This is a genomic window from Thermodesulfobacteriota bacterium, assembly GCA_040753795.1.
In the GTDB taxonomy this organism is placed as follows: Bacteria; Desulfobacterota; Desulfobacteria; order Desulfobacterales; family Desulfosudaceae; genus JBFMDX01.
In genome coordinates, this window is the sequence record JBFMDX010000003.1 from 75,665 (window position 1) to 90,645 (window position 14,981).

The 14,981-nt window shown below is 58.8% G+C and carries 15 protein-coding genes; 11 read left to right on the forward strand and 4 right to left on the reverse strand.

Annotated features, from left to right (window positions below; all coding sequences use genetic code 11):
* The first annotated feature begins 131 nt into the window (after window positions 1-131).
* From AB1724_05230 to AB1724_05280, 11 genes are all read left to right on the forward strand, one after another.
* A complete protein-coding gene (locus AB1724_05230; protein MEW6077189.1) occupies window positions 132-1,334 on the forward strand; it encodes a pyruvate ferredoxin oxidoreductase in 1,203 nt (400 codons plus the stop codon).
* 31 nt (window positions 1,335-1,365) lie between these two features.
* A complete protein-coding gene (locus AB1724_05235; GenBank protein MEW6077190.1) occupies window positions 1,366-2,265 on the forward strand; it encodes a thiamine pyrophosphate-dependent enzyme in 900 nt (299 codons plus the stop codon).
* A complete protein-coding gene (gene glpA, locus AB1724_05240; GenBank protein MEW6077191.1) occupies window positions 2,235-3,890 on the forward strand; it encodes an anaerobic glycerol-3-phosphate dehydrogenase subunit A in 1,656 nt (551 codons plus the stop codon). The genes AB1724_05235 and glpA overlap by 31 nt, the downstream gene beginning before the upstream one ends.
* Window positions 3,891-4,051: 161 nt before the next feature.
* Entirely contained in the window at window positions 4,052-5,383 is a 1,332-nt protein-coding gene (gene glpB / locus AB1724_05245; GenBank protein MEW6077192.1) for a glycerol-3-phosphate dehydrogenase subunit GlpB, read from the forward strand.
* Entirely contained in the window at window positions 5,380-6,582 is a 1,203-nt protein-coding gene (gene glpC, locus AB1724_05250) for an anaerobic glycerol-3-phosphate dehydrogenase subunit GlpC (protein MEW6077193.1), read from the forward strand. Before glpB ends, glpC begins: the two co-directional genes overlap by 4 nt.
* A 161-nt stretch (window positions 6,583-6,743) precedes the next feature.
* Entirely contained in the window at window positions 6,744-6,932 is a 189-nt protein-coding gene (locus AB1724_05255) for a hypothetical protein (protein ID MEW6077194.1), read from the forward strand.
* A gap of 21 nt (window positions 6,933-6,953) precedes the next feature.
* Window positions 6,954-8,105 (forward strand): ABC transporter permease, encoded by a 1,152-nt coding sequence (locus AB1724_05260; protein MEW6077195.1) that lies wholly within the window; start codon window positions 6,954-6,956, stop codon window positions 8,103-8,105.
* Window positions 8,106-8,107: 2 nt separating this feature from the next.
* Complete coding sequence (locus AB1724_05265; protein ID MEW6077196.1) at window positions 8,108-8,899, forward strand: ATP-binding cassette domain-containing protein; 792 nt, start codon at window positions 8,108-8,110, stop codon at window positions 8,897-8,899.
* A 35-nt stretch (window positions 8,900-8,934) separates the two neighbouring features.
* Window positions 8,935-9,921 (forward strand): MlaD family protein, encoded by a 987-nt coding sequence (locus tag AB1724_05270; GenBank protein MEW6077197.1) that lies wholly within the window; start codon window positions 8,935-8,937, stop codon window positions 9,919-9,921.
* Window positions 9,914-10,579, forward strand: a complete 666-nt coding sequence (locus tag AB1724_05275) for an ABC-type transport auxiliary lipoprotein family protein (GenBank protein MEW6077198.1) — start codon at window positions 9,914-9,916, stop codon at window positions 10,577-10,579. Before AB1724_05270 ends, AB1724_05275 begins: the two co-directional genes overlap by 8 nt.
* A 348-nt stretch (window positions 10,580-10,927) precedes the next feature.
* Window positions 10,928-12,421 carry an AMIN domain-containing protein gene (locus tag AB1724_05280; protein ID MEW6077199.1) on the forward strand — a complete coding sequence of 498 codons (1,494 nt, stop codon included), beginning with the start codon at window positions 10,928-10,930 and terminating at the stop codon, window positions 12,419-12,421.
* A 165-nt stretch (window positions 12,422-12,586) separates the two neighbouring features.
* On the opposite strand, the gene AB1724_05285 is transcribed toward AB1724_05280, so the two are convergent.
* From AB1724_05285 to AB1724_05300, 4 genes are all read right to left on the reverse strand, one after another.
* Entirely contained in the window at window positions 12,587-13,117 is a 531-nt protein-coding gene (locus tag AB1724_05285; GenBank protein ID MEW6077200.1) for an N-acetyltransferase, read from the reverse strand.
* A 113-nt stretch (window positions 13,118-13,230) separates the two neighbouring features.
* A complete protein-coding gene (locus AB1724_05290) occupies window positions 13,231-13,941 on the reverse strand; it encodes a methyltransferase (protein ID MEW6077201.1) in 711 nt (236 codons plus the stop codon).
* 195 nt (window positions 13,942-14,136) lie between these two features.
* Window positions 14,137-14,706: a hypothetical protein gene (locus AB1724_05295; protein ID MEW6077202.1), complete on the reverse strand. Its 570-nt coding sequence runs from the start codon at window positions 14,704-14,706 to the stop codon at window positions 14,137-14,139.
* A 17-nt stretch (window positions 14,707-14,723) separates the two neighbouring features.
* Window positions 14,724-14,885: a hypothetical protein gene (locus AB1724_05300; protein MEW6077203.1), complete on the reverse strand. Its 162-nt coding sequence runs from the start codon at window positions 14,883-14,885 to the stop codon at window positions 14,724-14,726.
* Window positions 14,886-14,981 lie beyond the last annotated feature (96 nt).

Below are 14,981 nucleotides of genomic sequence, written 5' to 3' on the forward strand. Positions count from 1 at the left end.
AGTTGAGTTGTTGAAGTGTTAAAAAAATGAGACTCAACCCTTAATCACTTAACACTTAACACTTAATCACTTAACACTTAACACTTAATCACTTAACCACTTAAATTTAAATACTACCGGAGTCAAACGACATGCATTGTATCGAAACCGGCAACACCGCCGCCGCCACCGGCGTCAAGCTGGCGCGGACCCAGGTGATCGCGGCCTATCCCATCACCCCGCAGACGCCGTTGACCGAAAAGCTGTCCGAATTCGTGGCCGCCGGAGAGATGAAAGCCGAATACATCCCCGTGGAAAGCGAGCATTCCGCCCTGTCGGTGTGCATCGCCGCCTCCAGCGCCGGGGCCCGGGCCTTTACCGCCACCAGCGCCAACGGGCTGCTCTACATGCACGAACAGATCCACTGGGCCGCGGGCGCCCGCCTGCCCATCGTCATGTGCGTGGTCAACCGCGGCGTCGGCGCCCCCTGGTCGGTCTGGAACGACCACCAGGACTCCATGTCCCAGCGCGACACCGGCTGGATCCACCTGCACGCCGCCAGCCACCAGCAGATCATCGACACCGTCATCCAGGCCTTCCGCATCGCCGAAACCGTGCGTATCCCGGTCATGGTCTGCTACGACGGCTACCTCCTGTCCCACACCTACATGCCCTATGAGGTCCCGGACCAGGACAAGGTCGACCGGTTTCTGGCCGGCTCCGCGCCGGCCCGCCTGCTGGACCCGTCGTCGCCCATGAACTTAAACACCGTCACCCTGCCCAACACCCGGCCCGATGTCCGGGGCGACATTGCCCCGGCCTACATGGAAATCCGCCACTGCCTGCAGCAGGACCTCACCCGGACCACGGCGGTGGTCGAGCAGGCGGACAGGGATTACCGGGACCTGACGGGACGGGGCGGCCATCCCCTGTATGAATGCTATCGCTGCGAAGACGCCGAGTTTATCGCCATCTGCCTGGGATCGCTCTCCCGGCAGCTGCGGGGCGTGGTGGACAGCCTCCGTTCCGCGTCCGTCAAGACCGGGGTGATCGCCCTGCGTCTTTACCGGCCGTTCCCGGCCGAGCAGCTCGTCCCGGAACTGGACAAGGCCCGGGGCGTGCTGGTGTTTGAAAAAGCCCTCAGCTACGGCTACGAAGGCCCCCTGTTCAGCGAACTGAAAGCCGCCCTGTACCACGGCAGCCGCCGGCCCGTCCTTCACAACTGTATCGTCGGCCTGGGCGGCCGGACCATCACCACCGCCGATCTTCACACGGCCCTGGCCGATTTCTGCGTTGACCCCGAAACCGTCCGAAAGGCCTCCCCGCAATGGATCGGGCTGGCGCCGCTAAAGTGATTTTTGTAAAGACCATTGAAGGATATGCACCATGAATACTGTTTCCAAAGCCATTGACCTGCCGATTGAAGAACTGGTTCACCCCGGAAACCGGGCCTGTTCCGGCTGCGGCCTGTCCCTGATCTACCGCACCGCCCTCAAGGCCCTGGGCCGCGACACCATCCTGGTGGTGCCGCCCAGCTGCCTGACCGTTCTACAGGGGCTCTACCCCATTGCCGCCACCCAGCTGCCCTGCGTCAACGTCACTTTCGCCTCCACTGCAGCAGCCGCTTCCGGCGTGCAGGCCGCGCTGCGGGCCCAGGGCCGGCAGAACACCCTGGTAGCGGCCTGGGCCGGGGACGGCGGCACCAGCGATATCGGCATCCAGGCCCTGTCCGGCGCCTGCGAACGCCAGGAAAATTTTATCTACATCTGTTATGACAACGAAGCCTACATGAACACCGGGGTGCAGCGCTCGGGCACCACGCCGGCCGGAGCCCTGACCACCACCACGCCCCTTGTCGGCAAAGCCCAGCAAAGAAAAAACGTGGCCCGGATCGTGGCCGCCCACGACATCCCCTACGTGGCCACCTGCTCGGCCTCCTACCCCCTGGACCTTTACAACAAAATGGCCCGGGCCAGAACCATGACCGGGATCCGCTATTTTCACATCCACACGCCCTGCCCGGCGGGCTGGGGCTTTGATCCGCGTTTTACCGTCAAGATGGGCAAGCTGGCGGTGGAAACCGGGCTTTTCGAGCTGTATGAAATTGAAAACGGCCGCTTCTCGCTTACCGGCGCTTCCAAGAGGCTGCTCGACAAGGAGCGGACACCGGTGGAAAAATACTTTTCCGTCCAGAGCCGCTTCAAGGTCCTGCCCCGCGAGCAGGTCGAAAGAATCCAGCAGGAAACGGACCGGCGATGGAACGAATTGAAACAGACGCAATCATAATCGGCGGCGGCGCCACCGGCTGCGGCATCGCCCGGGACTTCGCCCTGCGGGGCGTGGACTGCGTGCTGATCGAAAAGCACGATTTTGCCGCCGGCACCACCGGCCGTAACCACGGGCTGCTCCATTCCGGCGCCCGTTACGCCGTCAAGGACGAGTCCTCGGCCCGGGAATGCATCGCCGAAAATATCATCTTAAAGAAAATCGCCCGGCACTGCATCGAGGATACCGGCGGTCTGTTCGTCACCCTGCCCGGAGACGACCCGGCCTATCATGACCTGCTCCTGGCCGGCTGCCGCAAAACCGGCATCGCCGCCCGGGACATCGGCCGCAAGGAGGCGCTGGCCCGGGAACCCAACCTCAACCCGGAAATCACCGCCGCCATCGCCGTGCCCGACGCCACCATCGATCCGTTCCGGCTGGCTTCGTCCAATATCCTGGACGCCGTGGAGCGCGGCGCCCGGGTACGAACCCACTGCGAGGTGACCGGGATTATTCTGTCCGGGACCGCTGCCGCCGGCATCCGCTGCCGGGACCGGAAAAGCGGACAGCGCCTGGAAGTGCATGGCCGGGTGATCGTCAACGCCTCCGGCGTCTGGGGCCAGGAGATCTGCCGCCTGGCCGGGATCGAGCTGCTCATGTTCCCCTCCAAGGGGTCCATGGTCATCCTGGACTACCGCATCAACAGCCTGGTCATCAACCGCTGCCGCAAGCCGGGGGACGGCGATATCCTGGTGCCCGGGGACACTGTTTCACTGATCGGCACCACCTCGGAGAAGATCCCCTACGAGTCCATTCACGACCTGGAAGTGACCCCCGACGAGATCCAGGCCCTGCTCCGGGACGGCGAAAAACTGGTGCCCAACCTCTCCCGGACCCGGGTGCTGCGGGCCTTCTGCGGCGTGCGGCCCCTGGTGGCCACGGGCAAAGGCGCCACCGGCCGGGACATCTCCCGGGGCATCGTCCTGGTGGACCATAAAGAAAGGGACGGCCTGGACAACTTTATCACCATCGCCGGCGGCAAGCTCATGACCTACCGTCTCATGGCCGAACAGGCCACGGACCTGGCCTGCCGGAAGCTCGGCGTGACCGCGAAGTGCCGCACCCATCTCCTGCCCCTGCCGGGCTCGGAACGGTTCAAGGTGCCCATCCGGCGCCGGGCGAATTTCGGGGAGTCGGTCATCGAGTCCACCTATTACCGCCACGGCACCCGGGCGGGCGACATCCTGGCCGGCCCCGGGGCGGACGAAAGCCTGATCTGCGAGTGCGAAATGGTCACGGCCCGGGAAGTGGCCTACGCCATCCGCCATCTTCAGGCGGCCGACATCGTCGACCTGCGCCGCCGCACCCGCATCGGTATGGGCCCCTGCCAGGGGCTGCTGTGCGCCTACCGCTGCGCCGGCGCCTTCATGGACGTCAAGGGCGTGGACGGCAGCGAGGCCACCCGCATGCTGATCGATTTCCTGGAGGAACGCTGGAAAGGCATCCGGCCGGTGCTGTGGGGCGACACCCTGCGGGAGGCGGAGTTCGCCTACTGGATCTGCGAAGGCACCTTCGGGCTGGGCAAGATTGTGGCCAAGGGTGCGGGCAAGGGGGAGGGGGTCGTGATCGAAGAAGAATATAAATAAACAGAAGAGTTTTAAGTGTTAAGTTTTAAGTTTTAAGTGTTAGGTGTTAGGGTTGAGGGGTCGGAACGGAAGGGTTCAAGATGCAGAATGTACCTTGAAACTTAAATCTTAATACTTAAAACTTAATACTTAAAACTTTTACCCTTGTTAATTTGACGAAAATGAACGAATCCCACGATTACGACTGCTTGATTATCGGAGGTGGATTAGCCGGCCTGACCTGCGGGCTGGCCTGCCTGGAGGCGGGGCTGTCCTGCGCCGTGGTCTCGTCCGGCATGAGCGCCCTCCATTTTTCTTCCGGTTCCATCGACCTGCTGGGATATAACGCCGACCGGACCCTGGCGACATCGCCGGTGGACGCCCTGCCCGGATTCATCGAAAAAAATCCCGACCATCCCTATGCCCGTTGCGGGGCCGAAACCATCATGGAGGCCATGGCCTTTTTCGGCCGCGAACTCGAGGCGCAGAGCGCGCCTATGTATGCCAACGGCCGGGAAAACCATTTTCACATCACCGCCATGGGCACGCTCAAGCCCACCTTTCTCTCCCCGGCCAGCGTCTTTACCCGGGAAATCAGGGCGGCCTTTGAAAAGCGGCCGGCCATCGCCATTCTGGACGTCAAGGGGTTCCGGGATTTTCATCCCGGCCTGGCCGCCGCCAATCTGCGCAAGAACAAACTCTTTGCCGACTGCCCGATAACCTGCGGCGAGATCGAGCTGCCCGGCCAGACGCCGGCGGCCGGCGGCGCCAGGGACATGCGCTCCGTGGACGTGGCCCGGATCCTGGACGCCACCACCAACCTCGAGGCCGTGGCCGGGGCCATCACCGCCGCCGCGGGCCGGGCCGATATCGTCGCCCTGCCGGCTTTTCTGGGGTTGAACCGTTATCAGGAAATTCTGGCCGGACTGCGCCGGGCCACCGGCCGCCTGATTTACGAAATCCCCACCCTGCCGCCGTCGATCCTGGGCATGCGGCTGGACCAGGCGCTCAAGTCCCGGTTCGCCGCCCTGGGCGGAGTCTTCATCGCCCGGGACACCGTCGACGCCGGCCGGATCGAAGACAACCAGGTCATTTCCGTTCATACCACCGGCCAGAAAGATGACATCCGGGCCGCCTGCTATGTACTGGCCTCGGGCAGTTTCTTTTCCAAGGGACTGGTCAGCCGCTATGACCGCATGTTCGAGCCGGTCTTCGACTGCCGGCTGGACACCCCGCCGGACGGCCGGTCCCTGTCCGGGGCCGCCTTTCTGTCTCCGGAAAGCCACGCCTTTATCCGGGCCGGCGTGATCACCGACGGACAGTTGAACCCGCAGACGGCCGACGGCCGGACCATCGCCAACCTGTTCTGCGCCGGCGCCGTTCTGGCCGGTTACAACCCGGTCATCGAAGGATGCGGCGGCGGTGTGGCCATTGCCACCGGATACGCGGCCGCTAAAGCGATCCGTGCCCGTCTTCATCCGCCACAACCGACCGCCACGGCAGGGCCCCAATGATCGATCTTGAAAATACCAGTTTCGACTGCTGCATCAAGTGCACCATCTGCACGGCCTACTGCCCGGTGGCCAGGGCCACGGACCTCTATCCCGGCCCCAAGTACTCGGGCCCGGACGCCGAACGGCTGCGCATCAAGTCGCCCCTGCTGGCCGACCACTCCCTGTCCTTCTGCAACAACTGCAAGCGCTGCGAAACCGTCTGCCCGTCGGGCGTGCGGATAACGGATTTTATTTACAAGGCCAAGGGCAGCCGCCTGAAAAAAAGCCACCGCTTAAGAGATTTCGTGCTGACCCGCACGGATATCTCCGGCCGGCTCTCCGCCGGGTTCTCCTGGCTGGTCAATCCCCTCATGAAGCTGTCCGTGACCCGGTTCTTTTTAAGCGCTTTTTTGGCCATTTCCCGGGACGCGGTCATGCCCGCCTTTGACCGGGGGACGTTCGTGTCCGGGTTTCGCAACCAGGCCAAGGCACAGGAGGGATTTCCCCGGAAAGTGGCCTATTTCCATGGCTGTTACGTCAATTATTATGACCACGCCCTGGGCAATGACGTCATCCTGGTGCTAAACGCCATGGGCATAGGCGTTACGGCCCCGCGCCAGAAATGCTGCGGCGTGCCGCTAATCGCCGCCGGCAACTTTAAGGCCGTCAGAAAAAACGCGGCCTTCAACATCGCCAGCCTGGGGGCGGCGGTGGCCGATTCGGACATGAAAATCGTTTTTTCGTCTTCGTCCTGCGCCCTGACGGTGACACAGGACTACCCCCATCTGCTGGCCATGGACACCTCGGCCATCGACGACCGGCTGGAACTGCTCACCCGTTTCCTTCACCGGGAGTTCGCCGCCGGCAACAAACCGGCCATGGGGTCGCTCAACCTGACCGCCGCCTACCATTCCCCCTGCCACCTGGACCGCACCGGCGGCGTCCGGCACACCATCGCGGTATTGCAGTCCATCCCCGGCCTGCGGCTGATCCTGCTTCATTCGGAATGCTGCGGCATCGCCGGCACCTACGGATTTAAAAAAGAGTTTCACGCGATCGCCCAAGATATCGGCCACCGGCTCTTTGACCAGATCGAGCAGGCCAACCCGGACATCGTCATCACCGACTGCGAAACCTGCAAATGGCAGATCGAGGCCAACACCAGGTTCCCGGTGCGGCATCCGGTATCGGTCCTGGCCGAGGCGGTAAAGAAGTTTTAAGTGGTTAAGTTTTAAGTGTTAAGTGATTAAGTATTAAGTGTTAAGGTGATCAGGTGGTTAAGGGGTAGAAGGAATTGGGGGGGCCGGTTTTACTTTTATATTGCCCTGTGATATTTAAGGACTCCGTTGTTAAAAGCAATCCGTGAACGAAAACAAACGCCATGTATAAGATACTGACCAACCGCATAAAATTCGATTTTGAAATCGGTTATTTTATCAAAAGCCCCTGCAGGGACTGTGACAGGAGAAAAGAGTTTCCGCGCTGTTTTGAAGAGTGCCTGACGCTGGACAAGGTCCGAACCGTGCTGGCGGAAAGCCTCTCCTGCTATAATCCCCGCTCCTCCGTATAAAAAAAATGGAAGAGCCGGAACATGCCGGACGAAACCGCCCGCGAATCCGTTACCGTGCAGACCGCAGAGCAGGCGGACGGCACGGCTATCATCCGGCTTTCCGGCGTCCTGGACATCGAGGCCTGTTCAAGCCTGCTATCGCGACTGACCGCCGTCATTGAAAGGCACAAGGCCGGTGCGGTGGCCCTTGATCTGGCCGACATCGTTCAGGTCGATGATTACGGCGTTTTTTTCCTCCGTGAGATTAAACGAATCGCCGTCAGTAATCACGCTGACCTTTTTATGACCAACATCCCGGACGCGGTCAGAAAAAGCATCGAAATATTCAGCCGGCCGGAAAAAACAAGGCAGCCGACCGGTTCCGCCCACAGGCTCAACCCTGCCCTGCTGGTCTCGGACGTGGGCGGCACGACCCTGGCGGGAATCAACAGGGTTGAGGCCTCCCTGACATTCCTGGGCGCCGCGGCCATCGCCGTTGTCAGCTCCCTGACCCGGCCCCGGACTATCCGCCTGGGCGACACCATTTCCCTGATCCAGAAAAACGGCGTCAACGGAATCCCCATCACCGCCCTGATCAGCTTTATCACCGGCCTGATCATCGCCTTTGTCGCGTCCGTAAAGCTGGAACAGTTCGGCGGTCATATTTTCATCCCTTCGCTGATCACCTTTGCCATGGTGGCTGAAATCGGGCCCATCATGACCGCCATCATCGTTGCCGGGCGGACCGGTTCGGCCTACGCCGCCGAAATCGGGACCATGAAGATCTCCGAGGAAATCGACGCCCTGACCAGCATGGGCTTCGACCCGGTCCTCTTCCTGGTAGTGCCCCGGATGATCGCCCTTTTCCTGTCCCTGCCGATTTTAGCCATGTTCTCGGTCATCGCCGCCCTTCTGGGCGGCCTGACCGTGTGCGTCACCCTGCTCAATCTCATGCCGGGGCCCTATTTTCAGGGAGTAACTGACGCGCTGTTCCTGGAAGACATTGTCTGGGGGTTGTCCAAAAGCGCCGTCTTCGCCGTCCTCATTACCCTGATCGGATGCCTGCGGGGATTCCAGGTCAGGGGCGGGGCTTCGGCGGTGGGCAACGCGGCCACCTCGGCGGTGGTCAGCGGCATCTTTTTGATCATTTTTTCCGACTCCATTGCCGCCGTTATCCGGATTTACTGGGGGTAAACATGACACCGGAAAAAGTGATCGAGGTGATGAACGTCGGCAAACGATACCGGGATCATATCGTTTTAGACAACGTCAACTTTGCGGTCTTCCGCGGAGAAATCGTCGCCATCCTGGGCTCCAGCGGATGCGGTAAAAGCACCCTGATGCGGATCATGGCCGGACTGGAAAGCCCCACTTCCGGTCAGGTTCTGGTTGACGGCATGGAACCCGGCTCGCGCAATATCATCCGGAAAGCGGGCATTCTCTTTCAGAACAACGCCCTCTTCGGATCCATGACCATCGGCGAGAATATCGCCCTGCCGGTTTCGGAATACACCCGCCTGGGAAAAAAGACCGTCCGGAAAATCGTGGAAATGAAACTGGCCATGGTAGGCCTGGCCGATTTTCAGGATTACCTGCCGTCTGAAATCAGCGGCGGCATGAAAAAGAAAGCAGCCCTGGCCCGGGCCCTGGCGCTCAACCCGCCCACCCTGTTCCTGGACGAACCCACTTCCGGCCTGGACCCGATCAGTTCCGCGGAAATCGACGAACTGATCCTTCACATCAACCGGACCGCCGGCACCACCATGGTGGTGGTGACTCATGAACTGGACAGCGTTTTTAAGATCGCGCCCCGGGTCATCATGCTGGATAAGGTCCGCAGAGGGATCATCGATGAGGGAGATCCGGAGTTTCTGAAACACAACAGCCCCCATCCCTTTGTCCGTCAGTTCTTCAACCGCCAGCCGCGGTCCGAAGACATTCCGGCGCCGGCCATCCCGGCATTGACCGGACCGGATGAGTTCCGGTAATATAGGCAGAAATCAAGAAAGGATGAAACGGTCACATGGCCGCGCTGAAAACCAACTTTGTCGTCGGCGTCTTCATGATTACCGGCATCGTCATCGCCACGGCCGTCATCATCTTTGTCGGCGCTTCCACCTACCTGCGGCCGGGAAAACTGTATTCGACTTTTTACAATGAATCCATCCAGGGGCTGAGCAAGGATTCGCCGGTCAAATACCGCGGGGTATCCATCGGCCAGGTTCACGACATCCGCATCGCAACGGGCACCCAGCTGGTGGAGGTGCTGCTGCGCATCGAGTCGGAATGGACACCGGACGAGTCCATCGTCGCCCAGCTCAAATCCATCGGCATTACCGGCATCATGTACGTGGAGCTGGATGTCCGGCAGGCCGGGGAAAACGTCCTCTATCCCGCCCCGGACTATAAAACGGAATACCCGGTGATCCCGACCAAGTCGTCGGATATCGAACAACTGCTGACCGGCATCAAAGAGCTGGTACAGCAAGTCAAGGGGACGGATCTCCAGGGCGTCTCCGTGAAGATGAGGGACACCATCAACACCATCGATCAGACCATCGCGGACGCCCAGATCAGGAGACTGTCCGAGGGGCTGGACACCGCCATCGTCCAGGCCAATAAGATCCTGACCGACCCGAGACTCCAGCGGATCATCGCCTCGGCGGAGAGCGCCGGTGTGCAGCTGGACCGGTTTTCCGGGCAGGCCGACGCCGTCACCGCCCGGATCGAAAAACTGATCGCGGAAAACGAATCCGACCTTACGCTGACGATTCAGGAACTCCGGAGTACCATGGAACAGGCCCGCCTGCTCATGGAAAACGGCTCCAGGACCATGAACAAGGCCGGGGAAAGCATCGCCCGCGTCGAGGACAACCTGGTGCGGACCATCAACCATCTGGAGTCTGTCAGCCAGAGTCTGAAAACACTGACCGACCGGAGCGCCAGCCAGCCGTCCCTGCTGTTCTTTGCCGCGCCCCTGCCGGAAAAGGAGATTGAATCCGATGACTGAAACCGGAAATCGCCGCATAAAAACGGGCTGGACACTTCTCCTGCTGCTGGTAATGGGGCTTTTCTGCGGCTGCGTCAATCTCTCGGAACTGACCCAGACCGGCGTGGAGATGACTTACTACACCCTTGAATATGAACCAACGGCGGCGGCGGCCGATAAGATCGACCGCGTTTTGAAAGTAAACCGCTTTACGGCCGCGCCGCTGTTCGCCTCAAAGAAAATTGTATACAAGCAAAAGGATTTCCAGACCGGGGAGTATCTTTATCACCAGTGGCATGTGGCCCCGACCGAGAGCATCGCCTCCCTGCTGGCCCGGGATATGAGTCAATCCGGCCTTTTCGCGGTGGTTCTGGATCCCGCCGCCGCAACCCCGGCGGCTTTTTCCGTGAGCGGCAATCTGGAGGTGTGCCTGGAGGACAATACCCGCCGGCCGTGGGAAGCCGTGCTGTCCCTGGGAATCCTGCTGACGGATGAAACCGAACCGGATATCAGCAAACGAGTCCTGATGCAGAAGGTGTATACGGCCACCGAACCCTGCGCCCGCAAAAATCCGCGCGCCACGGCCGAGGCCATGAGCCGTGCCCTGCAAAAAATATCCATGGAAATCGTGCGGGATGTTTATGGTGCGATTAAAGAGCGGACGCGACGGAGCGACTGATGAAGGTCCAAGGTTTAAGGTTCAAGGTGTAGGGTATTAGATTTAAAAGGGGAAGGGTTGAAGCAAAGAAGGGGTGGCGTTCGTAATCGGCATCGGCTGTCCTGCCGGGCAGGAGCATTTTTCCATCCGGCTGGACATTTTCCTTGAACCTTTGAAGAATTGTTGTTATAATTAATTTAAAATACTGATAAAAATTTATCACAACAATTTGGCATACCCTTTGCTCCGTTACAACAATAAGGATTTTTAAATATTCCTGTTATTCCTTTAAACTCTTTCGTGCAATAAAGCGTTATAATAAAAAAATGACCATAGCAACCTCCTATCCTTTCCGGCATGAGGAAAAACATGGCAACGAAAAATAACCCCGATAAAGGTGCCCGTCCCAAAAAGAAAGCGGACGATTCTTCCGATGAGTTAAGCGCCATAATGGCCATTGACGACGAGGATCTGGAAATCCTTCAAATGACCGAACGAACGCTTACCGGCCCATCAACTGATGAAGAAGAAACCATTGCAATAAACGACAAACCCAACAAGAAAAAAAGCGGGAACGAAACCGCCAAGACCGCTGACCTTCCCTACGACTTTGATGATTTAGCTGAAGACACAGAGGAAGTGGAAGTTGTCCCGGAAGAGGTGAAGGCGGACGAAGAAGGGGATGAAGATAGCGAGGAAGTACTTGAACTTGAGGCGGATGAACCGGAAATAGAAATAGAAGAAGAAGCGCCCCCGCCGGTCCAGAAAACAACCAGGGCCGTGCCGGCTCCCAAGGCGGAGAAAACCGCGCCGAGCGCCAAAGCAGCCAAGCCGGCGGCACCGAAAGCTGCTCCGGCCGCGGCCGCTCAAAAAGCCGCCAAACCAGCCCCGGCGCCAAAAACATCCAAGCCTGCTCCAGCGCCTAAAGCCGCTCCGGTCACAAAAGCCGCTAAAGCCGCTCCGGCCGCAACAGAAGATGCCGACGCCGCTATCCCTCAAAAAAGCAAGGGGATAGCGGGTTTAAAAAACTTATCCTATAAAACCCTTTTATTGATTCTCGTACCGGTTGTCGTAACGGCTATTATACTCATCCTGGTTCTCCACCGGCAGCCCGATGAATTTCAAATGATATCTTCGGCCTATACCGGTCAACCCGCAACGACACCGGCCCCTGTCCCAGAATCCGCATCGCAGACGAAGCCCGCCCCCCCACCGGCCGGTCCCGGGGCGACATCTCAGCCGCAGACCGCCAGGCCTGCCATCCAACCCGGGGCAGTACCCCAGCCTCAGGATAGACCCGCCGTCCAAAGCACTCCGGTTATCGCGCCCGCGGCGCCGAAAGCGCCCGTCGTTAATGACGCGGCACAGGATAGGCCGGCGACTCCGGTGCCACAGCCGCCTCAGGTAAAACCGCAACCGGCCACGGCGGCTGCGCCACAAACGGTTCAGGCCATGCCTCCGGCCACGGCCCAAGCGACTCAACCGCAACAACCTGCTACTGTCGCAACGGCACAAGCACCTAAGCCCGCTTCCGTCCCGGACAAGAACGCCGTGCGTACCCTGAAGGGCGTTGATTTTACGGAATCCGCCGGAACGGTTCAGATGAAAATTTTGATCGATAACCCCGCGGTGGAGTACAAGTGTTTTGCCCTCTCCGGCCCCACCCGGGTGGTTGTCGATCTGATGGGCAAATGGAACAAACCGCCGTTTGAGGACAAAAACGTCAGCACCAGCCGGGTCAGCCGTATCCGGGTCGGAAAGTATGACGATAAGGTGCGGATTGTGGCCGATATCAGCGGCGGCGGCGTTTCCTCTCCGACCGTTACCGCGGGGCCGGACGGGCTGGTTGTGAGCATACCCTGAAAAAAGAAGGATTCAAGAGGCCAGGGGTCGAGGGTTCAAGGGGCCTCAACGCCTTCCCCGTTTATGCGTTTCATGTCCGGAAGCTCGGCCCTGTGGCACGAACAAAGGCGTCAGCTTCAGCCCTGTTTTTGTTTATTCCATGCGATGTGATGATCAGCCCACCGATCACCATAATTCCGGGTAGCGCAATGAGGTGACGCAGGTTATTGTCGCGGGCAAGTCTTCAATCTCACATTCCTTGAGTAAGATGGCCTGCCACCCGAACGGATACTGAAGTTTGTAAGGTGCGGTAAAGTCACGGGCCGCCTCAACGCTGAAGCCGAACCTGCTGTAATATTTTGGATCACCATAGACAAAGACAACATTCACCCCCATGGCTGACAGTTGCCGCATGCCAAACTCAATCAGTTTTGATCCAAAGCGACATTTTTGATAATCCGGGCTCACCCCGAGCGGCGCCAGAATATAACCCAGGAAACGCTCATTGTCTTCAATCATCACGGGACTGAAAGCGATATGGCCGACAATGGCGTCATCGGTTTCAGCGACCAGGGATATGATTTGCGGCGTCGTTTTTTCGGCAAGCAGATCAACGGCAAGCTTTGCGACAAGCCCGCTCTCGCTTTCGGGAAAGGCGCGCAAATGGACCTTTTGGATATCGTCGCGATCCTGGTTTGTTGCTGTTCTGATATTCATAATTATTCCTGTTAAGCGGGCCGACAGGACGACCGGCGGGTCGCCCCTGATATGTCTAAATGATTGCTTCAGGCGGGACGAATCTCCACCCTCAACCCTCCACCCTCAACACCTTACACCTTACACCTTGAGCCCTCAATCCCTTTCCCGTATATGCGTTTGATGTCCGGAAGCTCGGTCGAATAGTAATGAACCCATATATACAGGTGGCTGAACAGGGCCGCGACTAAGGCCGCTGACGAGGCGAACCACAATGCCGGGACCCAGAGCAGGAGAAAACCGTAAACGTACATGCCGTTGCGCGTCAACCGGAAAATCCCCGTGCGCACGAACGGCAATGACCGGTAATCCGCATCGAAATGGTCGATGCCGAAGGCCCGCCTGAAGCCGAAATAGCGCATTACCGAGTAGGCCAGATACGCCGCCGGAATCGCCGCGATGACGGCAAAAGTCCTGAGCACGAAGAAATTCACCGCCAACGAATCCCGGTTTGAACTGGCCAGGCAAAAGACCAGAACAACACGCGCGACGCCCAGGGCGGCAAATCCCGCGGCATACACCGGGAACCCGGCGCGGCCAAGCACCCGGGTAAACAGAGATGCGTGCAGCTGGGTCCGCCAGCAGAACCACACGTATACCTGGTGCGCGACGGCGGAGGCGATAGCCAGCCGGAACCAGACCGGAGTCGGAACTCCCCACAGATGCCCGGTTCGAACCCCGTCCAGGCCGCTTGCCAGCCCCGCGCCGGCAAGCAGGACGCCGAGAAGCAGGGCATGAAGCCACTGCCGCTCAAGGATCAACCGAGTTCGAGACATGCCACCCATTATGGTCTTCCATGATCTTATTGATTGTAAACATACCCGGTAGTCGGTCCGGTCGCGGGTGGTCCCGGCAACTGGTTGCCGGGGTGCGATGCACAAGAGACTTTTTTTACCCAGGGTCAAGCTTCGCGGGCAACCCGTCAGACCTCCTGCCCTCCAGACACGGGCAACGAGTTGCCCGTGTCACCCGTTTTTTGATCACCTCTCCTCGTCTTGGGACCAATTCAACAGATATTTTCCTCTGTCATTATCCCAGACAACATCGGCACCAAAATCACAGTACATGCAAAACCAGATTACCAATGGCCCTTTTTTAGATAATGCAGCGAAGGCAGGGTTGCCAAAGCTTTCAAGAAAAGATTTCCGCCAATTTCCGGTCTGATCTCTAGTAAGAATCAAAAGGAAGCTTCCACGTTTTCCAGTTTCGCCTTTGTAAACCCCTATAAGCGCAAGATCCTCAACCCCGTCATGGTTGAAATCATCGGATCGTGAGAAACAGACTTCATTCTCTTCCATGATATCCGATCCGTCCTCATAGAGCAGTTCCTTGGGTATGATGTCTTTTGTAAGTTCAGAGGCAAGATCCCATGAAGAATCCAGTTGCGGCAGAGGGATGCCTCTGACTTGTTTATGAACAGGGACGAACTCGGTGCGGAGCCACCATGCGTGGTTCTCCGGCACAGAAGATACGACGATTCCCGCGTGCCTGGTCGTGCAACCGGACAGTGCAATGAATAAAAGGACGCGTAACAGATTCAATGATTTCATATCTGGATCTCGTTCTATTAGGAATATTTCATCCCCCCGCCCGTTGCAGCGCGGCCCCGGTTGCGGCCAGGTTTTTTCGGCATCAGTGGGCAGGCTGTTTGAGCGCCGAGTGACTGTTGCAACGCAAAATTGAAGAAAAGAGAGTTCGCCGACAAACAGCCTTCAATGGTATTTTTCAAGCGAGTTCCTGCCCACGCCGAAAAAACGGTCGCAACCGGGATCAGCCGCGCTGCCGGGGAATGTTTCTTTTGGTCCTTTTCTTTGCGCCAAAGAAA

Bases quoted from the DNA above. Each gene is read 5' to 3' on its own strand.
- glpB (MEW6077192.1), top strand. From the start codon at position 4,052: ATGAACGAATCCCACGATTACGACTGCTTGATTATCGGAGGTGGATTA.
- AB1724_05235 (MEW6077190.1), top strand. From the start codon at position 1,366: ATGAATACTGTTTCCAAAGCCATTGACCTGCCGATTGAAGAACTGGTT.
- AB1724_05265 (MEW6077196.1), top strand. From the start codon at position 8,108: ATGACACCGGAAAAAGTGATCGAGGTGATGAACGTCGGCAAACGATAC.
- glpC (MEW6077193.1), top strand. From the start codon at position 5,380: ATGATCGATCTTGAAAATACCAGTTTCGACTGCTGCATCAAGTGCACC.
- AB1724_05285 (MEW6077200.1), bottom strand. From the start codon at position 13,117: ATGAATATCAGAACAGCAACAAACCAGGATCGCGACGATATCCAAAAG.
- glpA (MEW6077191.1), top strand. From the start codon at position 2,235: ATGGAACGAATTGAAACAGACGCAATCATAATCGGCGGCGGCGCCACC.
- AB1724_05230 (MEW6077189.1), top strand. From the start codon at position 132: ATGCATTGTATCGAAACCGGCAACACCGCCGCCGCCACCGGCGTCAAG.
- AB1724_05275 (MEW6077198.1), top strand. From the start codon at position 9,914: ATGACTGAAACCGGAAATCGCCGCATAAAAACGGGCTGGACACTTCTC.
- AB1724_05260 (MEW6077195.1), top strand. From the start codon at position 6,954: ATGCCGGACGAAACCGCCCGCGAATCCGTTACCGTGCAGACCGCAGAG.
- AB1724_05295 (MEW6077202.1), bottom strand. From the start codon at position 14,706: ATGAAATCATTGAATCTGTTACGCGTCCTTTTATTCATTGCACTGTCC.
- AB1724_05270 (MEW6077197.1), top strand. From the start codon at position 8,935: ATGGCCGCGCTGAAAACCAACTTTGTCGTCGGCGTCTTCATGATTACC.
- AB1724_05255 (MEW6077194.1), top strand. From the start codon at position 6,744: ATGTATAAGATACTGACCAACCGCATAAAATTCGATTTTGAAATCGGT.
- AB1724_05280 (MEW6077199.1), top strand. From the start codon at position 10,928: ATGGCAACGAAAAATAACCCCGATAAAGGTGCCCGTCCCAAAAAGAAA.
- AB1724_05290 (MEW6077201.1), bottom strand. From the start codon at position 13,941: ATGGGTGGCATGTCTCGAACTCGGTTGATCCTTGAGCGGCAGTGGCTT.